Genomic DNA, 13,110 nt, shown 5'->3' on the forward strand with positions numbered 1-13,110 from the left:
TTATTTAATTATTAATGGTAAACTTATTTTAATACCCAACTGAGCAGAAGGTAAAAATTTAGATTGCCTCTCGGTATAAGGATAGGGCCCAGCATCAAGAATATTTTCGGAATTATATATGACAATTATATATTTATTATAAGATATCCCAATTCCAATAAAATACTCAAATACAACCCTTTTTAAAAATTCATATTCTTTCCCAAATATAAAATCTATTCCTGATCTTTTTCTAATTTCAGATTGATTAACAGTAAAATTACTAAACCCATAGGAGTATTTGACCTCTTTAGTATCGTACATTGAATAAGAATAATATATTGCTGATGAGATAAAAACTCGTTTTTTAGGTGAGCTACATTTATCTAATATTAATTTATAATTCAGCTTAAATGCTAATTTTTTATCATACTCAGAAAGATGATTTTTTATATAAAAATTGTCATTAATAAATATTTGATCTAAACTATAACCAAAGGATAATTCTATAGCTTTATTATTACTTATATTATATTCATAACCCAAAGCAATTTCGTTAACAATGAATTGAGTAGGATAGATTTTTATTCTATGTTTGTGATCAAAAAATAAACTATCTTGTGCATATGAATTAATAAAACTATTAATACAGATAAGAATTAGTATTAATGTATATCTTTTCATAACATGAAAAATTAAAAATCATTTTAAACAATTGAGTTTTATATAAATTTTTTCAATTGTTCAATTTGTAATTCACTCCAAGTCCAATTCCGTAATTCATAAATCTTTTCTTGAAAGTTGGACTCACATACAATTCCCAACTAATACTTAATTTGTCGTTTATCTCTTTTTCTATCCCTAATTTTAATAGTATCCCAACTAAAAATTTAGTTACTAAATAATCGGGTGATTCTGTACTAATAACTACTTTATTCACGATAAATTTTCTCTTGATAAAATAATTGAAAGTTATTCCAATTCCCCCGTAAAATAACCTGTATTTAACAATAAATGATATAGGAATACCTAAATAATACTGAACTTCAGAGCTTTTTAACTCTCCCGCTGGTATTCCACTTGAATCTGTATATACAAAATTAATTTTATATCCCCTGTCAAATAAGAAAACTCCGGATTGTAAATAAAATCTATCTTCTTTTAATTCTGTTTTGATTTCTAAACCTCCGTTAAAAGAAATCCTTGAATAATTGTCTTTAACAAATGGTTTATATTTTGTTGCGATTCTATTTATTGTTGAAATTCCTGGCAAAAAATAAAATCCCAAAGTTAATTTCTTTTTATAAGCAATTAAACTATCAATTTTTTGGGCATATATTTTAAATGAAAAAAGTGCCAAAACAATGAATATGAAAGTCGATTTTTTTGCATTCATTTTCTCAAATTAACAATTGATAACGAGCAAGTTTAATTAGAAATAACCTTAAGCATATCAAAAACGAATTTCAATAAAACCAATCTTTATTATTTTAACCTTTTTATTTCTTTTCTTCAATAAATCATTTTCTTCATGTAATTCCTGATTTTCTTTTTCTAGAGTTAATACTCTTTTATCCATATCAATAATATCCAAAGAGTTTTCCTCAACGTTTGTTGTAAGGCCAACCAATGTATTGCCTACATCAAGTCCATCCTCTACAATTTTTTCAGCAGGTTCTAAACCAGGGAGGTGTCTGTATTTTTTGAAGTACAAGGCTTTCTGAGCAAAAGTCATTCTTTTGTAAGAATCACTGAAAACATAATCAGGGAAGCTGCCTAATTTTATTCTATAACTTCTTGCAAAGAATCTGCCATCCCCAGTTATACGAAAATTCTCTGTACTGCCTTTATAAACAGCAAATGCTATGTCGTTATCATTGTTTACCTTAATATGAAGTTTAGCTTGTGGATTTGTTTCTTCTATACCAACACGGCCGTCATCTGTTATCCTCATTTTCTCTGTAAAATTATCAGATGCGTCTGTAGTATAAAACTTAATGGCTCCCTCAGGATGATGTGATCTCAATTCCGCGTGACCGAATGCCGACATACCTATCCTGAAACCCTGCCCGTTTCCTGTTATTTCAGTGTGTTCATTAGTGAAATAAGCATATACTGGAGTTTCGCCTTGCCGATGCAGATGTAAAATATTTTGAGCAGTAGTAGTACCAACAGCAAGCTTATCACTAAAGTATCCGCTGCCAGATACACCAAATCTAAAACCAATAGGAACTACTAAATTTTCTCCAATCCCAATCTGTCCATTGCCTTTGATCCGCATTAATTCCACACCATCACCATTTTTTCCACCTGCATAAAAAACGTGAGCGCCTAAAACGTCACCGATATGGTAATTTAATTTCCTTATTATAAGGATTGGCACAGGTTCGCCTATTGCTTTGTTACTGATACCAAACCCATAATGGTCAGTTAAAGAACCTCCATCCCATAGCGTAATTTTTGCACCTAAATCTGATGGGGTTATTGATAAGCTGGTTTTTGGATCGGTCTCTCGAATTCCTGCGTAGCCGTTTTCATTAATAGTAAAGAAAGGATTCCCTGGCATGCCTAAATGGAATTTCTTTTCAAAAGTAATGGGATCAACAAATGGTTCTAAATCCCATTTAGAGACTGCGGTAAGATTTAAATCAAAATCTTTATAAATGTGCTCTAATCTCATCCCTTGATGAGAAGATATGTCACCTGGCACGCCTTTAGAATGAACACTAACGATATGGAGCGATTTTTCCGGATTTTGAGTTCGAATACCGAGGAAATGATATTTATTACATAAGAAAAGTTTTTTCACATCAGACGGACTTTCCCGCCATGCATTGCCGGCAATACATGCGCCTCCTGCACCAGCAAAAACCGGAGGACCGGCAAAACCAGACGGCCCGCCAGGTACAAATTTCTCTTTTGACTGGAAAAAATTTCCTTCTCTGTCAAGTAACACGTAGCTGAACTCTTTTATCAATCCTATTCCACCACCCTGCCCATGTCCCTGTCCTGAACCAGGCATACTATCTTGTGCCACCGGTATACCTTTTACTCTCAACATTGATTTTGCATTGATAGAATCACCGATTACAAACTTTTTTGTTAAGTCCGCAACGTAAACTGTTGTCCCATTTTCTTTAATGGGCGCAGTATTCTGGCTTTGGGCTATCCAACCAAAGCTCATAGCAAGTGCGAAAAGTAATAATTTTTTTGTGTTCATAATTTTGTAAGGGGTTTATGTCAAAAAATGGACCAAATCCCTGGTTAAAAGTAAGTATTTAACGGCATAAATATAAACAACTTTTATTAACAAAAAACAAATTGATATTTTTTTTATTTTTTTTGTAATGTTTATATCTTTGATTTCAAACGAGCATAACCAACACTATCTTTGCCTTTATATAACAGTTCCTGAGCTTGCTCATCGGTAAAATGATCTTTACTTATAACAATTTTAAGAAATGTAGTGCATTTGGTACTATTATCGGATATATATTGTTCCTCAAGAAGCCTGATTTCCTGATCATTTAAAGTGCTGGCTATAATTTTTAAAACATCCATGATGGTAAAACGATTCAAAAAAAATTCTTTAACTTTGTAACTGAATTCGTAATAAAGATGAATAAGGAAATAATAAAGATTTGCGGTTTTCTAAAGCAAGGCAAAACCATTCTTTATCCTTCTGATACGGTGTGGGGTATTGGCTGTGACGCGGAAAATGATCATGCTGTCAGGCGGATCTATGAGATCAAAAAGCGTGAAGATAGCAAGGGGTTGATAGTTTTAGTGTCAGGTTTAGCTATGCTGACTACCTATGTTGCTAAAGTTCCTTCAAAAGCTGTTGATCTTATAGAAAATACACAATCTCCATTGACAATTATTTACCCAGTGGAATTCCACAGGGTGAACTCCCAGGCAAGAAATTTACCTGAAAATGTGACTGCCAAAGACGGGAGCCTGGCTTTAAGGATAGTTAAAGATTCATTTTTAATGGCTTTAATAAATTGTCACGGGCGTGGGATTATTTCTACTTCAGCAAATTTAAGCGGTAATCCCGAACCGAAAAACTTCAGGAAAATAGATGACAGAATTTTGAATCAGGTTGATTATGTGGTAAATTGGCAACAAAACAGGCAAAGCAACATGAAACCGTCTAAAATTATTAGGATTGAATTGGATGGAAAAATTGAAATTATTAGGGAATGAATACATGAACACATAAAGCTATGAGTCAGGAAATAATCAACAAAGTAAAATCAGGGGTAAAAGGCTTTTATATCGGTAATAGAATAAAAGATTAAAGAAATATGAACTGTTCGAAAGAGTTAAAGAAAAATGGAATTTTCCAGCTTATATCCAAATGTGCTTCTGATCTCAATTATGACACCTATGTTGTAGGTGGATTTGTGAGAGATATGTTGTTGAAAAAAAACTCAAAAGATATTGATATCGTCTGTGTAGGAAGTGGCATTAAATTAGCTCATAATGTAGCAAATAAACTTTCCCTCCTCAATAATCTAAAAAATTCCAAATCCCTGCCTGCTCAAGGGCTTCGGCAAGCAGGCCAAATCTCAAGTCCGAAATTCAATAGGGAAGTCAAGGTTGCCGTTTTTAAGAATTTCGGCACTGCCAGGATAAGTTTTAATGGACTTGAATTAGAATTTGTAGGCGCCAGAAAGGAATCATATCAACGTAATTCCCGTAAGCCCATCGTTGAAAACGGCACGTTAGAAGATGACCAGAACAGACGGGATTTTACCATTAACGCTTTGGCATTAAGCCTGGATGCTAAAAATTATGGGAACTTACACGACCCTTTTGACGGACTTAAAGACCTTGAAGATAAAATAATACGAACGCCATTAGACCCCGATATTACCTTTTCTGATGATCCTTTAAGAATGATGCGGGCTATCCGGTTTGCCGCTCAACTGAGTTTTGATATTGAACCGGAAACATTTCAAGCGATCAGTAAAAATAAACAACGCACAGAGATTGTTTCACAAGAACGCGTTGCAGATGAGTTGAACAAGATCATTCTTACTACCAAACCATCTTATGGATTTAAATTATTATTTCATTGCGGGTTATTAGAGCAACTATTCCCTGAATTGATTAAGCTTCGCGGGGTTGAAACCATCAACAACAGGTCTCATAAAGATAATTTTTATCATACATTACAAGTGCTTGATAATGTTGCTGAAAAATCTGATGATCTCTGGTTAAGATGGGCTGCGCTGCTTCATGATATTGCAAAACCTCTGACTAAACGCTTTGATGAAAAGGTTGGATGGACTTTCCATGGTCATGATGATAGGGGCGCTAAAATGGTACCCCATATCTTCAGAAAGCTGAAGCTGCCGCTCAACGAAAAGATGCGTTTCGTACAAAAACTGGTACGCTTACACCTCAGGCCCATTGCATTAGTTAAAGATAATATTAGCGATTCTGCAATCAGGCGTTTGCTATTTGAAACAGGAGATGCGCTTGAAGCTTTGATGGTATTGTGCAGGGCAGATATTACATCCAAAAATGATCTCAAAGTAAAACAATTTCTTAATAATTTTGACAAGGTTGAGCAGAAACTGTGCGAAGTAGAAAAAAAGGATAAGCTCAGAAACTTTCAGCCTCCGGTGAGAGGTGAGCATATCATAGAAGCTTTTGACCTTGAACCATGCAAACTAATAGGTGATATAAAGATTGCGGTGCGGGAGGCTATTTTGGATGGAAAAATTAATAATGATTTTCACGAAGCTTATGATTATATGCTGAAAGTGGGCAGGGGAATGGGGTTGGAGCGTAAGAAGCAAACGAAGTAGTAGTAAATTGCAGTGGCAGTCTACCGGGTATTCGGGATGGTAATTCAATGGTAATTCAATGGTAATTACAACCGAATTACAATCGTATGACAATAGATCATCCCCCATTCCTAAACGGATTACCCGTCCGTACTACTTCCAATCTTGTAAATATAGATCGTCTGACTTTTATTTACCGGGTTAAGCCAATATATAACCTTGTCTATAAAGCCGGGCTCTATGGTTGTTTTGTATTGTAGAACAGGGAAAATAGATTGAACCGCTTCAATACGTTGTTTAAGGTTTGTCTCTTCAAAGAATAGTGCGAATTTGGGATATTCGGTTTTGTTAACATTTCTAAAATACTCCTGCCAATTGGGGAGGGGATTACTTTTGGTTAATTCATAAAAACCGACTTCCCACTTCCGAAGATAAAACTTAGGCAGCATTTTTATACTGTTATGGTTGGTGTCTTCCAGCAGTATGTGCCTGATGTTGCCGTATCGGGATAGATAAACCATAGATTCTACTCTCGATCTTTTGGAATATGCTGTTGAAATAAAGGGTAGTACTAACAGGTTGATTACCCAGAAAAATGTCATACACCAGGTTAATATTTTTTTCCTTGCCTGCCAGAATTTTGCTCCCTTCACAAATTCATTCCAGCCAATAAATCCAAGGATCACAATAAAGGGAATTACAGGAAAAATAAACCTTTCCTGTTTATTAGGAAAATAGGAATGAAAAACAAGAAACAAAAATGCAGGCAGGAATAATAGCAGATGTTTTTTCCATGTACGCAAAAAACCAAAAAATAAGAAAATACTCAAGGGCGGAATCAATATTCCACAGATCAACAAAATATAAAGATACCAAGGTCCGATGATATAGCTGTATTTGTGCGTAAAGTTGTAGGTGATATACTCGGCAAGCTCAGCAAAAGGATAGCCCCATATTACATAATCTGTAACACCTTGAATAATTACGATTGATAATAAAGCGCCTAACCCGAAGAAAACAGCGCCTTTCCATTTTTGTTGTATCAACATTGCTAACCCTACTCCACCGATAAATATTAAGGTTTGAAACCTCACTGAAAAGGCTAAGCCCATTATGAGGCCTGCTAAAAAATATTGCAAAATCATATTTTTCCATTTCTCAGAAGTAATTATTATCCATATACCCAACATCAGGAACGGGATACACACGATCTCAACCAGGTTACGAACACTTAAAAAAGGCATAAACCAGAGTAACGCCAAAAACAAGCCTACTTGTTTGGCGGTATCCCGATTGTATAGTTTTTCAGTTATACGAAACCCGGTAATAACTACAATCAATGAAAACAATGCGTGTAAAAACCTTATGATATACATTTTAATTCCCGGGTCAAATATTCCTGTGTATTCCAGCAGCGAAAAGAACAAATAGTGCAGGCCGACATAAAAAAAGCTATGCCCTTCCGGTTTCGGGTCTTGCTGGTTCCATGGCAGCCAGTTATTATAATCCTCCCCGTCAACCCATGACTGTGACGCTTCAATGACCAGGAAATGATCATCATGCATTCCATAGCCCTGAGAAAATACAACAGCCAGCAGCCTGAAAAATAGTGCCGCAGATACAATTAATAGTAAAGGGTTTTGTTGCCAGTATTGCCTGATTAATTTCATTATCGGTGATTGTTATATTGTTCCACGAAATAAATTTCGTGCTACAAAAAAAATCGTTTTACTTGTAGCGCGATATTTATATCGCTGTTTCCCGAAAACATGATAGGTTGTGGAATCCCCTTGTATTTTTTAAGAAATTGCTCTAATAGTTCCGGTGCATTTTCTTTGATGATGATCTTTCGTTCAAAATCAAGGCCGGCACTAAAGCCCCAATACTGGTGAGAGTTTCGTGCATAACAATAAATACATCCATGCTCACATCCATGGTATGGATTCATAGCTCAAAAGTATGAAAAAAAATTTATTATTCTGGTTTTATGTTCAAAGTTAAGTATTTTTAAAAAATATAAAACGGAAATGTTGAAAATGTGCGGTATGTTTGGAATGATTGGAATGTTTGGAACAACCGGCATGACCGGAATGACCGGCACGTAGAGACGCCCAATTTGGGCGTCTCTACGTGCCAAACAATACGTGCCAAACCCAATTAACATACCAAACCAACACCACAACATATTTTAATGGAAAAATTCAGAAACAAATACCGGATACAATCCAATCGTATGCCAGGGTGGGATTATGCAAGAGGCGGCAAATATTATGTGACCATTTGCACCCGTAACCGGTTGTGTTATTTCGGGGATATTGTGAATGGAAAAATGATTTTAAATGAAATGGGTGAAATTGCCAATAAATATTGGCGTGAAATACCCGAACATTTCCATGATACATGGTTGGACGAATTTGTTGTGATGCCGAATCATATTCACGGGATTGTGGTGATGAAACGGTTGCATTTGAAAAATGTCGGGAATGATATGTACGGGAATGGTGATTTTGACCGGAATGATGGAAATGACCGGAATGTTGGGAATGACCGGAATGTAGAGACGCCCAAATTGGGCGTCTCTACATTCCCATCGCACGAACCATTCCAATCATACATACACCTGAAAACAAAAATCCCAAATTGGGAACCGGGTGCATTAGGTGTTATTATCAATCAATTCAAACGGATTTGCACCATACAATTCAATGAACAAGGAAAGGATTGGTATGGTTGGCAACCCCGTTTCTATGACGAGATCATCCGCAATGATGAACGGTTAGCCGAAATTCTTAAATACATACGCAATAATCCCAAAAATTGGGATACAGACGATAAAAACCCGAAGACATAAAACCATGAAACCATGAAATAAAATTCGTATCATTCGTATCCCGAGTAGAGACGCCCAAATTGGGCGTCTCTACATGCCAAATTGGGCGTCTCTACTTCGGGATTATTCGTTGATTTAATGACCAATGACCAATTTCAAAGCCTCATAATTCGCCTCCAGAATTTTCTCCACATGCTCATCTTCAATGGCGGCAGATACAAACAAACTTTCAAATTGCGAAGGCGCTAAATAGACGCCTCTTTTTAACATTTCGTGAAAATACCTGCCAAATAATTCCAGGTCTGATGTTTTTGCTGACTGGAAGTCTGTAACTTCTTTGTTTGTGAAGAATAAACTGAACATGGAGCCGATATGATTGATTTGGAAATTGGCATCGGGTAGCAGTTTTTGCAAATTTTCTTTAATACCATTGACTAACTTGTCTGTTGTAGCCTGCAGCTTTGTATAAATATCAGGATTTGAATTCAGGGTATTCAGCATAGTTAGTCCGGCAGCCATTGCTACGGGATTTCCTGACAAAGTACCTGCCTGGTAAACCGGGCCTTCAGGTGCAATGTGATCCATGATCTCTTTTTTTCCACCAAAAGCGCCAACAGGCATGCCGCCACCAATGATCTTGCCCAGGGTAGTAAGATCCGGTTTTATACCAAACAATTCCTGTGCACCACCTTTTGACAATCTGAAACCTGTCATCACCTCATCAAATATTAACAAAATACTGTTTTTATTACAAATGGCACGCAAACCCTGTAAAAAGCCAGACTTATCATAGTCATTGTCAGTAGGCGGGAGGGTTGGCAAAACGCACCCCATATTACCGGCAACAGGCTCAACAATAATTGCAGCAACTTTGTCCTGGTTGGCTGAAATAAGTTCTTCCACTGCTTTAAGGTCGTTGTAAGGAGCTATGAGTGTATCATTGGCTGTTCCCCGGGTTATACCAGCACTATCAGGAATACTTTTACTGCTGCTACTACTAATCGCCCCACTACCTGCCGCAATTAAAAAAGAGTCTCCATGGCCGTGATAGCAACCCTCAAATTTTATGATCTTTTCTTTTCCGGAAAAACCCCTTGCCAAACGTATTGCTGACATCGTGGCTTCTGTTCCCGAATTAACCATCCGCAATTTTTCAATGGAGGGAACCATGGAACAAATGAGCTCTGCAATTTCTGATTCTTTTTTTGTAGGTGTGCCAAAGGATAATGATCCTGAAACTGCTTTGTTCACAGCTTCTTCAATCAATTCGTGAGCATGGCCAAGTATCATCGGCCCCCAGGAGTTGATAAGGTCAATGTAGCGGTTATTATCCTCATCAATAAGGTATGCTCCTTTTGCTGATTTGATAAAAACAGGAATACCTCCTACAGCTTTGAATGCCCTGACCGGAGAATTTACTCCGCCAGGAATAGTTTTTTTTGCTTTATCAAATAGCGATTTACTGGTATTCGAGTTCAAGTTTTCAAGTGTTTAAGTTTTCAAGTGTTCATGTGTTAACTGAATTCTCCTGAACATACGAACACATGAACACTTGAGCACAATTATAATTCACCCTCTCCCCGATTCACCCATATTAGTGAAATTCTTAATTAGTGTAATTCGTGTAATTAGTGGTTTCAAATCATTCTTCAGAGGCTGGATTGAGAAGCTCCAACCGAAATTCATCATCAAACTTTAATATGGGTACGTATTGGTTATCATTTACCCATGAATAATCAAAACCCGGTAACAGAGCGCCTTTTGTATAGCCGGCAGTGTATAAAGAATCCTGGAAGTAATTGCCGTAATCGTACAAAAGTTTGCCAAAGTTTAACATCAGCTCATAGCCCTTAAAGGCATATTTTGAGGGGTATCTATTGTTCTTGTTCAAATATTTATAGGTAAAAGTCTTTGTTTTATCATCATGAAGTCCCACATAATCAGGATAAATGAAATGGGTATTTCTGAGCTTTAGCTGGTCGTAGGATATTACTTCATGATCAAGCCAGTCTGACAGGGTGAATAAGGTAATTTGCGTATTACTTATTTCAAGAGCGCTCATGACAGATGCAGCAATTATCTGGTCTGCAGATGCTACAAAAATGTGTCCTCCATTGTTGTGGTTAATGTTTCCGATTATTTCTCTGATCTTCATTGCACTTTTGTTATTTACTTTTTCGAAGACGTTAATTACTACAGAGTCTTGTTCTAATAGTTCTTTATAAGTGTATGCCATAATGGAATCATTATTTGTGCTTCCATATATGATCACTGCAGTATCAGACATAAAATTATCAGAAGCATAATCTGCAGCAACCCTCGCTTGAGTTTCCGATGATGGTTCAAATAGAAAAGCATAAGGATTATTTTCTATAAGTATTGGATTATTTGACAAGGGATTAATAATGTTTATCTGGTATTGTTGCGCAAAATTCATAGCAGCCTGGCTTGTTGATCTATACAGCGGGCCAATGATCAAATCCATCACTTTTATTTCATCCAGATTTAAAATTTCCACTAATTTATTTATGTCCTTCTCTGTATCATAAGCAAAAACATTAATATTTATCCCACTTTTGGCTAATGTATTAACAGCAAACAAGACGCCATCAAACAGGTCATATACGAATTGATTATTCGGATGCGGGTTATCATGATCAAGATTCGATAACTTAAAAGGGAACATCACAGCCACATTGTAGGATTCTTTATGAGCGCCTTTGCCAGATTCCCATAAATTAAAGTCTTGCCTGTCGAAATCATATTCCTGGATGAGGTACTCTAATAATATTTTATCCTCTCTATGTACAATAGACCAGGATAATTTATTGGCAAGAACACGTGCGAGTATCCGGTCGTCCATGTATTTTGCCTGTAGGGATTTAAGAAAGTAGAGACGCCCAAATTGGGCGTCTCTACTTTCAACCTGATCCAAATAAAACCATTTCATTGAATTGATATCTTCAAGCAAATCTGATTTAAAATCACATTTATTAATAAATCTAATTGCTTTTTCGTATTGTTTCGTCTCTAAAAATACATTTGCTAAAAGATAATGTACTTCCCCGATCTTATTCCAGCGAGGATATTTTTTTATTAACATTGTAAGCTTTTGACTGGCCGTATCATATTTTTCTAATTTAAATGCAGAAAGCGCATAAAAATAATGAGCGTACGGAACAAAAGGATTATCCTTAACATCCCTTGTCAGGAAATCAAATACTGCCATTGCAGGTTTATACTTCTCTGTTTTTAGCAACTGCTTACCGATGAGGTATTCATCCTGTAATTCTCTGAGACTTTGAGAGAAACAGTTGACAGTAGGCAGTTGACAGTAGGCAATGAAGAAAAAAAATGCAATCCCGACTTGTAGAGACGTTGCATGCAACGTCTCTACAAGTCGGGATCTCCGTTGCACTCCGCCAGGCAGTTTGCAGTGAGCAATATGATAAATAATCTTTTTCATAATTGATAGAACCGGCAAAAGTACAAGAAGACTTTGAAAAATATGAAATTTATACCACAAAATCTCTAAAACCCACTAAAGAAATTGGCAGTAGGCAGTAGGCAGTGGGCAATATTGCCTACCTATTTGCCTACTGCCTACTGCCTACTGCCTACTGCAAACTGCTTTCGTGTTTTAGTGGCGATATTTTTTTCTTTTAATAAAAATGATTTAACTTTGTGCCCTAAAAAAAACCTTGCCACAAAGACACGAAGACACAAAGTTTATTTTAAAAAAATCCCCGCCTGCTATACTAAAGCCTTACAGGTGGCGGGCAGGTGTGCAATCTGTGTAATCTGTGCAACTAAATTATTACAATTATGAAAACTATTAAAAAAACTCAAAAAATGGTTTACCCTGTGAAATCTCTTTTATTTAACAGGGCAAAATCTGCAATAGTTGCAGTATCTATTATTGCCTACTGCCTACTGCATACTGCCAACTGTTTTTCCCAGGCTCCCCAGGGCTTCAATTACCAGGGCGTGGCACGAGACTCTGCCGGGAATCTTTTAACTGCTCAAAATCTCGGACTACAGATCAGTATTCTTCAAACAACCCCTGCAGGTACGGTAGTTTACAAAGAAACACACAACACCACCTCAGACGCCCACGGGGTATTTGACCTTGTGATAGGCAGCGGCACAGTGGTGTCCGGCACTTTTTCAGTCATTGACTGGGGCATCGACAGCTATTTTGCAAAAATAGAGATGGACGAAACAGGCGGTACCAGCTACCAGCTCATGGGCACGATGCAGCTCATCTCAGTGCCGTATGCTTTGTATGCAGAAAAAACCGGCAATATTAACGATGCCGATGCCGACAGCACCAATGAATTGCAGGCTTTATCAATATCAAACGACACTTTATCTATAAGCAATGGCAATGCTGTTGTTCTAACTGATAATGTAAATGATGCCGATGCCGACCCGACCAATGAATTACAAAATTTTTCAATATCAGGGGATACATTATTTATTAGTAATTCAAATTTTGTGATA

General features: G+C 36.6%; 11 protein-coding genes and 1 pseudogene. 4 read left to right on the top strand and 8 right to left on the bottom strand.

The annotated features are described in order from the left end of the window. The 4 genes from FVQ77_01970 to FVQ77_01985 all read right to left on the bottom strand — a co-directional run bounded on the left by FVQ77_01970 (position 1) and on the right by FVQ77_01985 (position 3,558). Entirely contained in the window at positions 1-663 is a 663-nt protein-coding gene (locus FVQ77_01970; protein MBW8049109.1) for a hypothetical protein, read from the bottom strand. 52 nt (positions 664-715) lie between these two features. Next, on the bottom strand, positions 716-1,375 hold the full coding sequence (locus FVQ77_01975; protein ID MBW8049110.1) for a hypothetical protein: 660 nt from the start codon (positions 1,373-1,375) through the stop codon (positions 716-718). 57 nt (positions 1,376-1,432) lie between these two features. Then, positions 1,433-3,199, bottom strand: coding sequence for a hypothetical protein (locus tag FVQ77_01980; protein MBW8049111.1), 1,767 nt, complete (start codon positions 3,197-3,199; stop codon positions 1,433-1,435). Between the two features lie 131 nt (positions 3,200-3,330). Then, a complete protein-coding gene (locus FVQ77_01985; protein ID MBW8049112.1) occupies positions 3,331-3,558 on the bottom strand; it encodes a hypothetical protein in 228 nt (75 codons plus the stop codon). A 39-nt stretch (positions 3,559-3,597) separates the two neighbouring features. On the opposite strand from FVQ77_01985, the gene FVQ77_01990 reads away from it, so the two are divergent. Then, positions 3,598-4,185, top strand: coding sequence for a threonylcarbamoyl-AMP synthase (locus FVQ77_01990; protein MBW8049113.1), 588 nt, complete (start codon positions 3,598-3,600; stop codon positions 4,183-4,185). A 101-nt stretch (positions 4,186-4,286) separates the two neighbouring features. Further along, positions 4,287-5,798, top strand: a complete 1,512-nt coding sequence (locus FVQ77_01995; GenBank protein ID MBW8049114.1) for an HD domain-containing protein — start codon at positions 4,287-4,289, stop codon at positions 5,796-5,798. A gap of 119 nt (positions 5,799-5,917) precedes the next feature. Here FVQ77_01995 and FVQ77_02000 read toward each other — a convergent pair whose 3' ends face one another. Beyond that, positions 5,918-7,447, bottom strand: coding sequence for a mannosyltransferase (locus FVQ77_02000; protein MBW8049115.1), 1,530 nt, complete (start codon positions 7,445-7,447; stop codon positions 5,918-5,920). Between the two features lie 137 nt (positions 7,448-7,584). Further along, a pseudogene (locus FVQ77_02005) lies at positions 7,585-7,725 on the bottom strand (radical SAM protein). Between the two features lie 243 nt (positions 7,726-7,968). Here FVQ77_02005 and FVQ77_02010 point away from each other — a divergent pair. After that, entirely contained in the window at positions 7,969-8,628 is a 660-nt protein-coding gene (locus tag FVQ77_02010; GenBank protein ID MBW8049116.1) for a transposase, read from the top strand. Between the two features lie 114 nt (positions 8,629-8,742). Here FVQ77_02010 and hemL read toward each other — a convergent pair whose 3' ends face one another. Beyond that, entirely contained in the window at positions 8,743-10,086 is a 1,344-nt protein-coding gene (gene hemL / locus FVQ77_02015) for a glutamate-1-semialdehyde-2,1-aminomutase (GenBank protein MBW8049117.1), read from the bottom strand. Positions 10,087-10,249: 163 nt separating this feature from the next. Then, a complete protein-coding gene (locus FVQ77_02020) occupies positions 10,250-12,073 on the bottom strand; it encodes a hypothetical protein (protein ID MBW8049118.1) in 1,824 nt (607 codons plus the stop codon). 359 nt (positions 12,074-12,432) lie between these two features. Between FVQ77_02020 and FVQ77_02025 the strand changes: the two genes are divergently transcribed. Next, the coding region (locus tag FVQ77_02025) for a hypothetical protein (GenBank protein ID MBW8049119.1) at positions 12,433-13,110 on the top strand (678 nt) is incomplete at its 3' end.

Source organism: Cytophagales bacterium (genome assembly GCA_019456305.1).
Lineage (GTDB): Bacteria > Bacteroidota > Bacteroidia > Cytophagales > VRUD01 > VRUD01.